General features: G+C 70.7%; 15 protein-coding genes. 14 read left to right on the top strand and 1 reads right to left on the bottom strand.

The features are described from left to right. Positions 1-2 precede the first annotated feature (2 nt). A complete protein-coding gene (locus FBY21_RS22500; RefSeq protein WP_044400610.1) occupies positions 3-770 on the bottom strand; it encodes a ParA family protein in 768 nt (255 codons plus the stop codon). 256 nt (positions 771-1,026) lie between these two features. Here FBY21_RS22500 and FBY21_RS22495 point away from each other — a divergent pair, with 256 nt between their 5' ends. The 14 genes from FBY21_RS22495 (at position 1,027) to FBY21_RS22430 (ending at position 14,611) form a co-directional block, all read left to right on the top strand. Beyond that, positions 1,027-1,749, top strand: a complete 723-nt coding sequence (locus tag FBY21_RS22495; RefSeq protein ID WP_142013753.1) for a beta-ketoacyl synthase chain length factor — start codon at positions 1,027-1,029, stop codon at positions 1,747-1,749. Between the two features lie 43 nt (positions 1,750-1,792). Continuing rightward, positions 1,793-2,614 (top strand): lysophospholipid acyltransferase family protein, encoded by an 822-nt coding sequence (locus FBY21_RS22490; protein ID WP_164707400.1) that lies wholly within the window; start codon positions 1,793-1,795, stop codon positions 2,612-2,614. Further along, positions 2,595-2,855: a phosphopantetheine-binding protein gene (locus tag FBY21_RS22485; RefSeq protein WP_044406810.1), complete on the top strand. Its 261-nt coding sequence runs from the start codon at positions 2,595-2,597 to the stop codon at positions 2,853-2,855. The genes FBY21_RS22490 and FBY21_RS22485 overlap by 20 nt, the downstream gene beginning before the upstream one ends. A 10-nt stretch (positions 2,856-2,865) precedes the next feature. Continuing rightward, entirely contained in the window at positions 2,866-3,120 is a 255-nt protein-coding gene (locus tag FBY21_RS22480; protein ID WP_074974116.1) for an acyl carrier protein, read from the top strand. Beyond that, positions 3,117-3,662: a hypothetical protein gene (locus tag FBY21_RS22475; RefSeq protein ID WP_107330500.1), complete on the top strand. Its 546-nt coding sequence runs from the start codon at positions 3,117-3,119 to the stop codon at positions 3,660-3,662. The genes FBY21_RS22480 and FBY21_RS22475 overlap by 4 nt, the downstream gene beginning before the upstream one ends. Next, positions 3,659-5,326 carry an AMP-binding protein gene (locus FBY21_RS22470; protein WP_142013751.1) on the top strand — a complete coding sequence of 556 codons (1,668 nt, stop codon included), beginning with the start codon at positions 3,659-3,661 and terminating at the stop codon, positions 5,324-5,326. Before FBY21_RS22475 ends, FBY21_RS22470 begins: the two co-directional genes overlap by 4 nt. 374 nt (positions 5,327-5,700) lie before the next feature. Beyond that, complete coding sequence (locus FBY21_RS22465) at positions 5,701-6,435, top strand: glycosyltransferase family 2 protein (protein WP_044406798.1); 735 nt, start codon at positions 5,701-5,703, stop codon at positions 6,433-6,435. Next, complete coding sequence (locus FBY21_RS22460) at positions 6,432-7,364, top strand: glycosyl transferase (RefSeq protein WP_044406796.1); 933 nt, start codon at positions 6,432-6,434, stop codon at positions 7,362-7,364. Before FBY21_RS22465 ends, FBY21_RS22460 begins: the two co-directional genes overlap by 4 nt. Further along, positions 7,345-8,886: a histidine ammonia-lyase gene (gene hutH, locus FBY21_RS22455; protein WP_074974122.1), complete on the top strand. Its 1,542-nt coding sequence runs from the start codon at positions 7,345-7,347 to the stop codon at positions 8,884-8,886. The genes FBY21_RS22460 and hutH overlap by 20 nt, the downstream gene beginning before the upstream one ends. Continuing rightward, a complete protein-coding gene (locus FBY21_RS22450) occupies positions 8,879-9,304 on the top strand; it encodes an acyl-CoA thioesterase (protein ID WP_044406790.1) in 426 nt (141 codons plus the stop codon). The genes hutH and FBY21_RS22450 overlap by 8 nt, the downstream gene beginning before the upstream one ends. After that, on the top strand, positions 9,301-9,909 hold the full coding sequence (locus tag FBY21_RS22445; RefSeq protein ID WP_074974123.1) for an outer membrane lipoprotein carrier protein LolA: 609 nt from the start codon (positions 9,301-9,303) through the stop codon (positions 9,907-9,909). The genes FBY21_RS22450 and FBY21_RS22445 overlap by 4 nt, the downstream gene beginning before the upstream one ends. Continuing rightward, complete coding sequence (locus tag FBY21_RS22440; RefSeq protein ID WP_142013749.1) at positions 9,899-12,229, top strand: MMPL family transporter; 2,331 nt, start codon at positions 9,899-9,901, stop codon at positions 12,227-12,229. Before FBY21_RS22445 ends, FBY21_RS22440 begins: the two co-directional genes overlap by 11 nt. Beyond that, positions 12,226-13,383: a sodium:proton antiporter gene (locus FBY21_RS22435; RefSeq protein WP_142013747.1), complete on the top strand. Its 1,158-nt coding sequence runs from the start codon at positions 12,226-12,228 to the stop codon at positions 13,381-13,383. Before FBY21_RS22440 ends, FBY21_RS22435 begins: the two co-directional genes overlap by 4 nt. Beyond that, entirely contained in the window at positions 13,370-14,611 is a 1,242-nt protein-coding gene (locus FBY21_RS22430; RefSeq protein ID WP_142013745.1) for an NAD(P)/FAD-dependent oxidoreductase, read from the top strand. The genes FBY21_RS22435 and FBY21_RS22430 overlap by 14 nt, the downstream gene beginning before the upstream one ends. The last annotated feature ends 4 nt before the right edge of the window (positions 14,612-14,615 follow it).

The raw sequence follows: 14,615 nt of genomic DNA, 5'->3' as shown, positions 1-14,615 counted from the left end.
GGTCAGGCGTCCAGCAGGTCGTGCAGTTCGACGAACTGCTGGGTCAGCTTGTGGCTGCGGTCCAGGTGGATCAGCGGCGTGCACACCTGGTGGGACTCGCGCATCTTCACCGAACTCATCAGGTTCACCGGCAGCACCGGCAGGCCCTCGGCGACCAGCTCGTCCAGCAGCTGCTGGGGCAGCGTGGCACGGGGCTGGAACTGGTTGACCACGATGCCCTCCACCTCCAGATCCTCGTTGTGGTCTTCCTTCAGCTCCTCGATCTCGGCCAGCAGGCCGTAGAGGGCATTGCGCGAGAAGCTGTCGCAATCGAAGGGAATCAACACGCGATCCGCCGCGATCAGCGCCGAAACCGTATAGAAATTCAGTGCCGGCGGTGTATCCAGGTAGATGCGGTCGTAGTCCTCGGCCAGCTCGTCCAGCAGTTTGCGCAGCTTGTTGATCTTGTGCTTGGCCTCCAGCTTGGGCTGCAGGTCCGCCAGCTCGGCGGTGGCGGTCACCACGTGGAGGTTGTCGAAAGGCGTCTCGTAGATGTCCACCTTGCCCTTGCGGGTGAAGGGGCTGGAGGCCAGCGTCTGCTTGAAGAAGTCGGCAATGCCGATGGGGATGTCCTCCCCGGTGAGACCGGTCAGGTAGTGGGTGGAGTTGGCCTGGGCGTCCAGGTCGATCAGCAGGGTGCGATAACCCTCCGCCGCACTCACCGCCGCCAGGTTGCAGGCGATGCTGGACTTGCCCACGCCGCCCTTCTGGTTGAACACCACTCGCCGCATCTCACACCCCCTGTCCCTTGGAATAGACCCCGGATTCTATGCAAAGCCCATGACAAGGGCGAGGGACGTGCAGGACTTTTCCCCACCCGTCAGAAGTTGTGCCTTACATCCGAATTTTGTGTCAGCAATTTGCAGATAGGTCCGTAGGACTGAAATAATGTGGCGCTTTGCTATGGCGTCATCGACCGGGCTTCTGCCGTCAGCGATTGCCAGTCGACATGGACGCCCGACAGGGGCCGAGAAGAGCTCTTTCAGCGTGACTCACTTCAGCATCGAACAATGGCGTGCCTGGGCCCCAGGCCTGGAAACCGCGGACGCCTGGCATGCCTGGTGCGCAGAGCCTTTCCTGCCCGATCTTGTCGATGCCCAGCCCGATGTCGCCTTCCTCCCGGCCATGCAGCGCCGCCGCCTGTCGCGCTTGGCACGCATGGCCATGAGCGTCGCCTGGCCCCTGGTGAGCGACGGCGAGCAGGTGCCCATGGTGTTCGCCTCGCGGCACGGGGAAACGCCCCGCACCCTCGCGCTGCTGCAGGACCTGGCGCGCGGCGAGCCGCTCTCGCCCACCCAGTTCAGCCTCTCGGTGCACAACGCGGTCATCGGCCAGTGGTCGATCCTGCGGGGCGACACCAGCGAGATGACCGCCGTGGCCGCCGAAGGCGACGGCCTGGAACACGCCCTGCTGGAAGCGGCCGGCCTGCTGGCCGACGGCGCACCGGCGGTGCTGCTGGTGATCACCGAAGAGAGCCCGCCGGACCTCTACCGCCCCCTGGTCGACGACGTGCCGTTCGCCTACGCCCTGGCCCTGCGCCTGGTGCCCGGCCACGACTGGTCGCTGACCCTGGCCCCCGCCCCGGCGGAGACCACCCCCGCCGCCTGGCCCCATGCCCTGGGCCTGCTGCGGGCCCTGCACCTGGACCTGCCACGTATTCAGCATCATTGGAAGAGCCGTACATGGACCTGGCAACGCAACCGACCCTGAGCCCCTGCGCCCCGCTCCCCACCGCCCGCACGGCAGGTGCCCGATGAACGCACCGGAGCGCTTCCTCACCCCGGCCAGCGTCGAGCGTCCCGACGCGCCCTACTGGTGGCGCCTGATCGCCACGGCCCTGTCCTTCACCCTGTTCGGCATCGGCGGGGTGCTGCTGCGCATCCTCGTGTTCCCCCTGCTCTCGCTGCTGCCGGGCGACGCCACCGACCACCGCCGCCGCGCCCGCGCCACCACCAGCCGGCTGTTCTGGCTGTTCGTGCAGTTCATGCACCGCAGCGGCGTGCTCACCTATGAAGTGGAAGGCGCCGAACGCCTGGGCCGCCCCGGGCAGATGGTCATCGCCAACCACCCCTCGCTGATCGACGTGGTGGTGCTCATCGGCCTGATCCGCGACGCCAACTGCGTGGTCAAGCAGAGCCTCTGGGACAACCCCTGCATGCGCGGCCCGATCCGCGCCGCCCAGTACATCAGCAACAGCGGCAGCATGGACATGCTCGACGAGGCCGCCCGCGTGCTGGAGGAAGGCCAGACCCTGATCGTCTTCCCCGAAGGCACCCGCACCACGCCGGGGCAGGCCCCGCAGTTCCACCGGGGCGCCGCCGCCATCGCCCTGCGCGGCGCACGCATCGTCACCCCGGTGACCATCAGCGTGACGCCCACCACCCTGACCAAGGCCGAGCCCTGGTACAGCATCCCGTCGCGGCGCTTCCACTTCCATCTGCGCGTCGGCCAGGACATCGATCCCAAGGCCTTCGCCGACCAGGGGCCGGCGCCGATCGCCTCGCGCCGCCTCAACGACCATCTCCACCACCATTTCATGAAGGAGCTCGGCCTGGATGAGCGCTCTGCAACTTGAGATCAAGAACCTGATCATCGAGGCCCTCGGCCTCGAAGACATCGGCCCGCAAGACATCGGCGACGAGCAGACCCTGTTCGGCGAAGGCCTCGGCCTGGACTCGGTGGACGCCCTGGAACTGGGCCTGGCCATCCAGAAACGCTTCGGCATCAAGATCGACGCCGAAGCCAAGGACACCCGCAAACACTTTGCCAACGTGGCCAGCCTCGCGGCCTTCGTGTCGGCACAGAAAGCCGCCTGAGGGGGCCGCGATGCAAAACCGTGATGAGATCTTCGCCACCCTGCGCGACGCCCTGGTCGAGCTCTTCGAGCTGGAACCCGAGCGCGTCACCCTGGAGGCCAACCTCTACGAAGACCTGGAGATCGACAGCATCGACGCCGTCGACCTGATCGACCACATCAAGCGCCAGACCGGGCGCAAGATCGCCGCCGAGGAATTCAAGGCCGTGCGCACCGTGGGCGACGTGGTCGAGGCCGTGCACCGCCTGGTGAACCCCGCCGAATGAGCCGGCTCGTCGGGCTGCTGCTGGTGCTGGCCGGGCTGGGCTACCCCTTCGCCGTGTACTACGGCATGGAGCACCTCTCGCCGCGCCTGTTCGCCCTGCTGCTCGGCGGCCTCTGGCTGGCCCGCAGCCTGGGCAGCGCACAGCGCCCCGGCAGCCGCCTGACGGCCTTCGCCGCCCTGGGCTTCTGCCTGCTGCTGGGGCTGGCCAACCAGGCCGACCTGCTGCGCTGGTACCCGGTGCTGATGAGCGCCGTGCTGCTCGGCCTGTTCGGCGCCAGCCTGCTGCACGGCATGCCCGTGGTGGAACGCCTGGCCCGCCTGCGCGAGCCCGAGCTGCCTGAGGTGGCCGTGCGCTACACCCGCCGCGTGACGGCGGTGTGGACCCTGTTCTTCCTGCTCAACGGCCTGGTGGCGGCCGCCCTCACCCTGTGGGCGCCGCTGACCTGGTGGACGCTCTATACCGGCCTCATCGCCTACCTGCTGATGGGGCTGCTGTTCGCCGGGGAATGGCTGGTGCGCCAGCGTGTACGGAGATTCGCGTGACCTGGATCGTCCCACAGGAGCTGCTGCTCGACGCCCACCCCGGGCGCCCGGTGGCACTCGACCCCGCCCTTGACCACGCCGGCTTCGCCCAGCGCGCCCTGGCCCTGGCCGGCGCCCTGCAGGCACGCGGCACCCAGCGCGTGGCCCTGTACCTGGAAGACGGCGCAGACCTGGCCATCGCCCTGTTCGGCGCCTGGCGTGCCGGCGTCGACGTGCTGCTGCCGGCCGACGCCCAGCCCGAGACCCGCCGGCGCCTGGCCGACGGCTGCGACCTCTGGCTCGACAGCCTCGACGGCCTCGACGGCCCGGCCCTGCCCGCCGCCGCCCTCGACCCCGAGCACTGCCGGCTGACCCTGTGCACCTCCGGCTCCAGCGGCGAACCCAAGCTGATCGGCAAGACCCTGCGCCAGCTGGGCAACGAAGTAGAGGCCCTGGAAGCGCTCTGGGGCGCCGACCTGGCCGGTGCCACCCTGGTCGCCAGCGTCTCCGCCCAGCACATCTACGGCCTGCTGTTCCGCGTGCTCTGGCCGCTGTCCGCCGGCCGCCCCTTCGTGCGCCGCGCCCAGCCCTTCGCCGAAGACCTCCAGCGCGCCAGCCTCGCCGCCGCGCCCGCCGGCTTCGCCTGGGTGGCCAGCCCCGCCCTGCTCAAACGCATGGGCGACAACCTCGACTGGCCCGCCCTGGCCGCCGTGCGCCGGGTGTTCTCCTCCGGCGGCGCGCTGCCGGCGGACGCCGCCGAAGCCCTGCAACAGCGCCTCGGCCAGTGGCCGACGGAAATCTACGGCAGCTCCGAAACCGGCGGCATCGCCTGGCGCCAGGGCGGCAGCCGCTGGACGCCCTTCGCCGGCGTAGTGGTCGGCCAGGACGCCGACGGCGCCCTGCACCTCACCTCGCCCTACCTGCCCGAGGGGCACCGCGAGCAGACCGCCGACGCCGTGCGCATCGACGCCGACGGCCGCTTCGAACTGCTCGGCCGTCTCGACCGCATCGTCAAGCTGGAAGAGAAACGCATCTCCCTGCCCATGCTGGAACAGGCCCTCGGCGAACACCCCTTCGTCGCCGAAGTGCGCCTGGGCGTGGTACAGGAAAACCGCGCCTTCCTCGGCGCCCTGGTCGCCCTCTCGCCCCAGGGCCTGCACGCCCTGCGCAACGGCGGCCGCCGCGCCCTGACCGAAACCCTGCGCAAGCACCTGGCCGGCCACTGCGAAGCCATCGCCCTGCCGCGCCGCTGGCGCCTGGTGCGGCAACTGCCGTGGAGCAGCCAGGGCAAACTGCCCCAGGTGCAGGTGGACGCCCAGCTCAAGGCCCCGCGCCCGACCCGCGTCGAACCCCTCAGCGCCCACGAACAGGACGGCGAATGGCGCCTGGAGCTGGAGGTCCCCCTGGACCTCGCCCACTTCTCCGGCCACTTCACCGCCACCCCCGTACTGCCCGGCGTGGTGCAGATCGACTGGGCCCAGCACCTCGCCCGCCAGGTGATGACCCTGCCCCCGCGCTTCGCCGGCATGGAAGTCCTCAAGTTCCAGCAACTGGTCCGCCCCGGCGACCGCCTGCACCTGTCCCTGCGCTTCGACACCGACAAGGGCAAGCTCTACTTCGCCTTCCGCAACGGCGAAGCCGCCTGCTCCTCCGGGCGCATCCTGCTGGTGGCCGACCATGCCTAACACCAGCGTTGCCTTCTCAACCGTGGATATGAACCTGCCGCTCTGGATCGGCGAACACCTGCTCATGCCCTGCTCAGAAGGTGGGCGGGGCAAACGCCCCTTCAGGAGGCCGAATGCAGGCGTTGCGCAGGAGGACGAGCGGCATGGATGCCGCGAGAGGCGTGTCAGGCCATGGATGGCCTGTCGCGCCGACCTCCGGAGCGACGCCGGAGTGAGGGCACCCCGGCAAAGCCGGGGCCGGATGCAGGGGCAAGCCTTTTTGGTTTCTTTTTTGGCGACTGAAAAAAGAAACTCGCCCGGCAAGGCGAAACAGGCGCTGCCCACCATGCACGGCAATCAGCCAGACACCCACGCACTTCAAGGGGAAGCGCGCAATGTTTAAGCCCTGCGCCGTCATCCCCGTCTACAACCACGAGCACGCCCTGCCCCTGGTGGTCGACGCCCTGCGCCAGCACGGCCTGCCCTGCGTCCTGGTGGACGACGCCTCCAGCCCCGCCTGCGCCCAGGTGATGGACCAGCTGGCCACCCAGCCCGACGTCCACCTGGTGCGCCTGGCCGTCAACCAGGGCAAGGGCGGCGCCGTCATGGCCGGCCTGCGCGAAGCCGGCCGGCTGGGCTTCTCCCACGCCCTGCAGGTGGACGCCGACGGCCAGCACGACCTCGCCGACGTGCAGCGCTTCCTCGCCGCCGCCCAGGCCCGCCCGGGCGAGCTGATCTGCGGCTACCCGCAGTACGACGAAAGCGTGCCCAAGAGCCGCCTCTACGCCCGCTACCTGACCCACGTGTGGGTGTGGATCAACAGCCTCTCGCTGTCGATCCGCGACGGCATGTGCGGCTTCCGCGTCTACCCCCTGGCCCCGACCCTGGCACTCACCGAGACCACCCGCCTCGGCAAGCGCATGGACTTCGACCCGGAGGTCCTCGTGCGCCTGGCCTGGCGCAACCAGCCCATGCACTGGCTGCCGACCAAGGTGCACTACCCGCTGGACGGGCTCTCGCACTTCCGCCTGTTCCACGACAACGCGCTGATCTCGAAGATGCACGCCAAGCTGTTCTTCGGCATGTTGCTGCGCGCGCCGCTGATCCTCTGGCGCAGGTGCCGGGGATGAGCCGCGAGCACTGGGCCGACCAGCGCGAGCGCGGCAGCTTCCTGCTGATGAAGTTCACCGCGCTGATCGCGCGGCGCCTCGGGCGGCGGGTGCTCAGCCCGCTGCTGCACCTGATCGTCCTGTACTTCTTCCTCTTCGGCGGCAAGGCCCGCCGCGCGGCGCGCTACTACCAGCAGCGCCTGGCCGACTGGAGCGGCCGCCCGGAGCTGGCGCCCAGCCTCGGCTCGGTGTTCGCCCAGTTCATGGCCTTCGCCGATGCCCTCCTGGACAAGCTGGACATCTGGGGCGGGCGCATCGGCCTGGACCAGGTGGACCTGCACGACCCCAGCGGCCTGCACCAACACATGCGCAGCACACGCGGGCAGATGCTGGTGGGCGCCCACCTGGGCAACCTGGAGGTGTGCCGCGCGCTGGCCGAGCTGAGCGAGCAGGTGACCATGAACGTGCTGGTGCACACCCGCCATGCCGAACAGTTCAACCGCCTGCTGGGCGAAGCCGGGGCCACGCACCTGCGGCTGATCCAGGTCAGCGAGCTGGACCCGGCGGTCATGCTCCAATTGAGCGAACGCCTGGAGCGCGGCGAGTGGCTGGCGATTGCCGGCGACCGCGTGCCGCTGCACGGCGGTCGCAACGTCCGGGTCGACTTCCTCGGTCGTCCCGCGGCCTTCCCCCAGGGGCCCTGGCTGCTGGCCGGGCTGCTCAAGTGCCCGCTCAACCTGATGACCTGCCTGAAGATCGGCGGGCGCTACCAGGTCCACCTCGAACCCTTCGCCGAGCAGGTGCAGTGGCGCCGGGGCGAGCGTGACGCGGTGATCGAGGCCTGGGTGGCCCGCTATGCCCAACGCCTGGGCGAGCTGTGCCTGCTGGCACCGCTGCAATGGTTCAACTTCTATCCGTTCTGGAACGAACATGACGACACAACAGCCTGAACCGGTGGTGTTCGGCGAACAGCCGCTGTCCATCGAGCACGTCGTGGCCCTGTCCCAGCGCCGCGCCCCCGCCCTGCTGCAGGGCGACGCCGCCTGGCGCGAGCGCATCGCCAAGGGCGCGCGCTTCCTCGACACCCTGCTGGACAAGGAAGGCGTGATCTACGGCGTCACCACCGGCTACGGCGACTCCTGCGTGGTGGCCGTGCCGCTGGAGCAGGTGGAAGCCCTGCCGCGCCACCTGTTCACCTTCCACGGCTGCGGCCTGGGCAAGGTGCTGGACGAGGCCGCCACCCGCGCGGTGCTGGCGGCGCGCCTGCAGTCGCTGTGCCACGGGGTTTCCGGCGTGCGCGTGGAGCTGCTGGAGCGCCTGCAGGCGTTCCTCGAACACGACGTGCTGCCGGTGATCCCGGAGGAAGGCTCGGTGGGCGCCAGCGGCGACCTCACCCCGCTCTCCTACGTGGCCGCCACCCTCTCCGGCCAGCGCGAGGTGGTCTACCAGGGCCAGCGCCGCAGCGCCGCCGAGGTGCACGCCGAGCTGGGCTGGGAGCCGCTGGTGCTGCGCCCCAAGGAAGCCCTGGCGCTGATGAACGGCACCGCCGTGATGACCGCCCTGGCCTGCCTGGCCTACGCCCGTGCCGACTACCTGCTGCAACTGGCCACCCGCATCACCGCGCTCAACGTGGTGGCGCTGGAGGGCAACCCCGAGCACTTCGACGAACGCCTGTTCGCCGCCAAGCCGCACCCGGGGCAGATGCAGGTGGCCGCCTGGCTGCGCCAGGACCTGGCTATCGACGCACCGACCGCGCCGCTGCACCGCCTGCAGGACCGCTACTCGCTGCGCTGCGCGCCCCATGTGCTGGGCGTGCTGGCCGACAGCCTGGGCCTGCTGCGGCAGTTCATCGAAACCGAGCTGAACAGCGCCAACGACAACCCGCTGATCGACGCCGAGGCCGAGCGCGTGCTGCACGGCGGGCACTTCTACGGCGGCCACATCGCCTTCGCCATGGACAGCCTGAAGAACCTGGTGGGCAACGTCGCCGACCTGCTGGACCGCCAGCTCGCCCTGCTGGTGGACGTGCGCTACAACCACGGCCTGCCGAGCAACCTCTCCGGCGCGCCCCAGGCCACGGCGATGATCAACCACGGCTTCAAGGCCGTGCAGATCGGCGCCAGCGCCTGGACCGCCGAGGCGCTGAAGAACACGCTGCCGGCCAGCGTCTTCTCGCGCTCCACCGAATGCCACAACCAGGACAAGGTGAGCATGGGCACCATCGCCGCCCGCGACGCCCTGCGCAGCCTGGAACTGACCGAGCAGGTGGCCGCCGCCACCCTGCTGGCCGCCAACCAGGGCGTATGGCTGCGCCAGCGTGCCGGCGAGCGTGACCTGCCCGCGCCCCTGGCCGCCATGCACCGCCAACTGGCCGGGGACTTCCCGCCGGTGATCGAGGACCGCGCCCTGGAAGGCGAACTGCGCCTGTGCCTGGAGCGCATCCGCGCCCGCCACTGGAGGCTCTATGCGTAGCGCCGGGGTGATCCAGGCCGAGGTGGAGATCCTCGTGCCGTTCTTCGACGTGGACATGATGGAAGTGGTCTGGCACGGCCACTACGTGAAGTACCTGGAGGTGGCCCGCTGCGCCCTGCTGGACCGCATCGGCCACAACTACGGGCACATGCGCGACGCCGGCTACGCCTGGCCGATCATCGACCTGCAGCTGCGCTACGTGCGCGGCGCGCGCTTCGGCCAGCGCATCCGCGTGCGGGCGGACCTGGTGGAGTGGGAGAACCGCCTGAAGATCAACTACCTGATCACCGACGCCGAGACCGGCGAACGCATGACCCGCGCCAGCAGCGTGCAGGTGGCGGTGGAGATCGCCAGCCGCGAGATGCAGCTGGCCTCGCCCAAGGTGTTCACCGATGCCGTGGAGCGCGCCCTGCCATGATCCGCGCGCCCTGGCTGCGGGCCCTGCTGCTGGTGCCGGCGCTGCTGGCCAGCGGCCTTGCCCAGGCCTTCGACCTCGACCAGCTGGCCCAGCGCCTCGCCGCCCCGGCGGTGGTGCGCGGGCCCTTCGTGCAGGAGAAGCACCTGCGCGCCCTGCCGCAACCCCTGACCAGCACCGGCCAGTTCACCCTGGCCCGCGAAGGCGGCCTGCTCTGGCGCCTGGAAAAGCCCCTGCGCCAGGACTACCGCATCAGCGACCAGGGCATCGCCCGGCGCGTGGACGGCCAGTGGCAGGCCCAGCCCGGCCAGGACGTCGCCGCCCAGCAGAGCCGGCTGTTCCTCGCCGTGCTCAAGGGCGACCGCAGCGGCCTGGAGCGTGACTTCGCGCTGACGCTGGAGGGCGACAGCCAGCACTGGACCCTGCACCTGGCGCCGCGCGCCCTGCTGCTGCAACAGATCTTCAGCGCCATCCGCATCGAAGGGGGCGCCCTGGTGGAGCGCATCGAGCTGGTGGAAACCCAGGGCGACCGCACCCTGCTGCGCCTGCCGGCCAGCCAGGCCGCCGACACCCTGACCGCCGACGAGGCCGCCGACCTTGCGCGCTGAGCGCCTGCTGCCGCGCCTGTTCCTGCTGGCCCTGGCGGGCCTGCTGGCGCTGGCCGCCTGGCAGTGGCGCAACGGCCCGCCGGTGGCCGCCGACATGCTCGCGCTGCTGCCCCAGGGCGCCGGGGATGCGCTGGTGCGCCAGGCCGAGCAGCGCATGCAGGAACCGCTCAACCGCGAAGTCCTGCTGCTGGTGGGCCACCCCGACGCGGCGCGCGCCATCGACCTGGCCCGGCGCCTGGGCCAGGGCTGGCAGAACGACCCGCACATCGAGCGCGCCCAGTGGAGCCTGGAGGCCGACCTGCCGGCCGTGCGCCGGCAACTGCTGGACAGCCGCCTGGCGCTGCTCGGTGCTGCGGACCGCACGCGCCTGGAACAGCAGCCGGAGGCCTTCGTCGCCGCCCGCGCCGAACGCCTCTTCGACCCCTTCGCCAGCACCGGCCTGGTGGCCACCGAGGACGACTGGCTGGGCCTGGCCGGCCTCGGCCAGCAGGCCCTGGTGCCCGCCGGGCGGGTGCGGGCCGACCTGGCCAGCGGCGCGCTGCTGGTGAAGGACGGCGACACCACCTGGGCGCTGCTGCGGCTGCGCACCCGTGACGGCGCCTTCGACATGCAGACCCCGCCCTGGCTGGCCGGGCAGGTGGCCCAGGCCCGCCAGCAGGTGGAAGCCGAGGGTGGCCGGTTGCTGGCCGCCAGCGGGCTGCTGCACGCAGCCGCCGGCCAGGCCAAGGCCAGCCGCGAGATCGCACTGATCGGCGGCGGCGCCAGCCTCGGCACGCTGTTGCTGATGCTGGTGGTGTTCCGCCGCCCGCGCACCCTGCTCAGCCTGCTGCCGGTGGCCCTGGCCCTGGGCGCGGGCTGCACCGCCTGCGTGCTGGTGTTCGGCGAGATCAACGCGCTGACCCTGGTGCTCGGCGCCAGCCTCACCGGGGTCGCCGCCGACTACCCGCTGCACTACCTCAGCAAGGGCTGGAGCGACCCGCGCTGGCGCGCCTGGGACGCGGTGCGCGCCACCCTGCCCGGCCTCAGCCTGAGCCTGGGCACCAACCTGGTGGGCTACCTGGCCCTGGCCTTCACCCCCTTCCCGGCGCTGACCCAGATCGCGGTGTTCTCCGCCGCCGGGCTGGTGGCCGCCTACCTCTGCTCGGTGTGCCTGCTGCCGGCCCTGCTCGGCGGCCTGCGCCTGGCCCCGCCGACGGCGCCGCTGCGCCTGGCCGAGGGCCTGCTGGCCCGCCGCACGGCGCTGCTGGCGCGCACCGGCAGCCTGCCCTGGCTGCTGGCCCTGCTGGCCTTCTGCGCCGCCGGGGTGTGGCAGGTGCGCCCGCAGAACGACCTGCGCCAGTGGCTCGGCGCCGAGCCGCAGCTGCTGGACGAAGCCCGCGAGATCGCCCGCCTCACCGGCCTGCAGCCCACCAGCCAGTTCTTCCTGGTGCGCGCCACCGACGAGGCCCAGTTGCTGGAACGCCAGGCCGCCCTCACCGAGCGCCTGGACCGGGCGGTGGCCGACGGCCAGTTGCAGGGCTACCGCGCCCTCAGCCAGCTGGCGGCACCGCCCAGCCGCCTGGCGGCCCTGCACCAGGCCCTGGAGGCCCTGCCCACCCATTGGCAGCCGCTGCTGGACCTGGGCCTGCCGCTGGACGCCCTGGAGGCCGAGCGCGCGCGCCTGCTGAACACCCCGCCGCTGTCCCTGGAGGCGGCCCTGGCCGGCCCCCTGGGCGAGGCCTGGCGCCCGCTCTGGCTGGGGCGTGATGCCCAGGGCCGGGTGGCCGGCATCGTCAGCCTGCAAGGCGCGGCCTCCCCGGCGCTGCTGGAGCAGGCCGCGGCCGGGCTGGAGGGCGTGCAGGCGGTGGACCGCATCGGTGAGCTGAACCGGCTGTTCGCCGCCACCCAGGTCAGCGCGGCCGAGCTGAAACTGGCCTCCTGTGCGGTGATCCTGCTGTTGCTGTGCCTGCCCTTCGGCCTCGGCGGCGCGCTGCGGGTGGTGGCGCTGCCGCTGCTGGCGGCGCTGGCGTCCCTGGCCTGCCTCGGCTGGCTGGGCCAGCCGCTGACGCTGTTCAGCCTGTTCGGGCTGCTGCTGGTGACGGCCATCGGCGTGGACTACGCGATCCTCATGCGCGAGGCGGTGGGCGGCGCAGCGGTGAGCCTGCTGGGCACGCTGCTGTCGGGCCTGACCAGCTGGCTGTCGTTCGGCCTGCTGCTGCTCAGCCAGACCCCGGCCATCGCCAATTTCGGCCTGACCATCAGCCTCGGGCTGTTCTTCTGCTTCCTGCTGGCGCCCTGGGCCCAGGCGGACGTGCCCCGCGGCCAGGAGCTGCCGGCATGACTCTGGTGCTGTTCTGGATCGGCCTGCTGGGGCTGTTCGCCCTGTTCACCCGGGTGGGTCGCCTGCTGGGGCTGATCCCCATCGTCAGCCAGTTGCTGCTGGCCAGCTTCGGCCTGCCCCTGGTGATGCTCTGGCTGGCCACGCCGGTGGGCCTGGACAACGCCCAGGTGCTCGCCGCGCCCTGGCTCAAGCCGCTGTACGGGTTGGCCTTTACCCTGCTGCTGGGGCACATCCTCAGCGACGTGATCGACCTGCGCCTGGAGGCGGCCAGCGTGAAGATCGCGCTGCCGAGCTTCTTCGTGCCGTTCTTCTGCGGCCTGGCCTGCGCCACCTGGCTGTTGCCGACGGCGAGCGGGCTGTCGAACGTGGCGGTGGGGCTGCTGTTCGCCCTCACCGCGATCCCGGTGCTGTTCCTCTACCTGCGCCACCTGGGCTACCCGGAGCCGACCATCCGCCGCCTGCTGCAGGCGGCGATCCTGATGGACCTGATGTGCTGGTGCCTGTTCGGCCTGGCCCAGGGCAGCGCCGCGCCCACCACCCTGCTCTGGCCGCTGCTGGCCGCGCTGCTGCCGCTGGCGCTGTATCTGGTGCGGGTGCGCGCGCCGCTGGTCTACAGCCTGGCCTTCTTCGCCCTGCTGCTGACCCTGCAACAGCTCAAGCTCAATGCCCTGGTGTTCGGCATCGCCTACCTGCTGGTGATGGCGGCGCTGCGCGTGCCCTTCCGCCTGCCGCTGCCGGTGGCGGTGTTCCACGCCCTGCAGGTGTGGCTGGCGGTGCCGCTGATCCTCGCCTACGGCCTGCTGCAGATCGACTGGCACACGGCCTGGCAGGGCTATTCCTGGGTGCAGTTCAGTGCGCTGCTGGTGCTGCCGGTGCTGAGCAAGCTGGCGGGCAACTGGCTGGGGCTGTCCTGGGCCGAGGGCCGCCTGGCCGCGAGCCCGGCGAAATGGCGCCAGAGCGTGCTGCTCAATACCCGCGGGCTGACCGAGATCGTCTTCCTCAACCTCCTGTTCCAGCAGCAGATCATCAGCGCGCAGCTGTACTTCGCGCTGATGCTGATGGGACTGATCGCCACCCTGTTGCCGGCCCTGACCCAACGCGCCCGGGCCGTTCCCTCTACCGTTTCGGAAAGGAGTCCCCATGAAGTCCATTGAAGTCCAGCAACGCCAGGTGGTGGTGATCGGTGCCGGCCCCTCCGGCGCCATCGCCGCCGCCCTGCTCAAGCGCAAGGGCCACGACGTGCTGATCCTCGAGCGCCAGCGCTTCCCGCGCTTCTCCATCGGCGAGAGCCTGCTGTCCCACTGCCTGGACTTCGTCGAGGAAGCGGGGATGCTCGACGCGGTGATGGCCGCCGGCTTCCAGGTCAAGCACGGCGCGGCCTTCGCCTGGGGCGAGCGCTACACCGACTTCGACTTCCGGGAGAAATTCACCCCCGGCAAGGGCAGCACCTTCCAGGTGCAGCGGGCGCCCTTCGACCAGTTGCTGGCCGATGAGGCGGCACGCCAGGGCGTGGAGATCCGCTACGAGGAGGAGATCATCGCCGCCGACTTATCCAGCGACTGCCCGCGCCTGACCGTGCAGCGCCTGGACGGCAGCCAGTACCAGGTGGAAACCGCCTTCGTGCTCGACGGCAGCGGCTACGGCCGGGTGCTGCCGCGCCTGCTGGACCTGGAGGCGCCGTCCAGCTTCCCGGTGCGCCAGGCGGTGTTCACCCACATCGAGGACCGCATCGACGACCCGGCCTTCGACCGCGAGAAGATCCTCATCACCATCCACCCCGAGTACCGCGACGTGTGGTTCTGGCTGATCCCCTTCAGCAACGGCCGCTGCTCCCTGGGCGTGGTCGGTGAAAGCAGCCACTTCGCCAACCGCCCGGAGGACCTGGACGCCTGCCTGAAGGCCTTCGTCGCCGAGACGCCGAACCTGCGCCGCCTGCTGGCCAATGCCGTGTGGGACACCCCGGCCCGCGCCCTGGGCGGCTACTCGGCCAACGTGAAGACCCTGCACGGCCCGGGCTTCGCCCTGCTGGGCAACGCCGCCGAGTTCCTCGACCCGGTGTTCTCCTCCGGCGTGACCATCGCCATGCGCTCGTCGAGCATGGCGGCGAACCTGCTGGACCGTCAGTTGAACGGCGAGCCGGTGGACTGGGAAAGCGACTTCGCCACGCCGCTGAAGAAGGGCGTGGACGCCTTCCGCGCCTATGTGGAGGGCTGGTACGAGGGCACCTTCCAGGACGTGATCTTCTACCAGGGCGGCTCGCCGGAGATCCGCGGGATGATCTGCTCGATCCTCGCCGGCTACGCCTGGGACACCCGCAACCCCTTCGTCGCCGAGCCCAAGCGCCGGCTGCGGATGATCAGCGAACTGTGCGCGGCGCAGTGAGGGC

The sequence above is a fragment of the Pseudomonas sp. SLBN-26 genome (assembly GCF_006715895.1).
GTDB lineage: Bacteria > Pseudomonadota > Gammaproteobacteria > Pseudomonadales > Pseudomonadaceae > Metapseudomonas > Metapseudomonas otitidis.
This window is presented reverse-complemented; position numbering and strand designations above follow the sequence as displayed.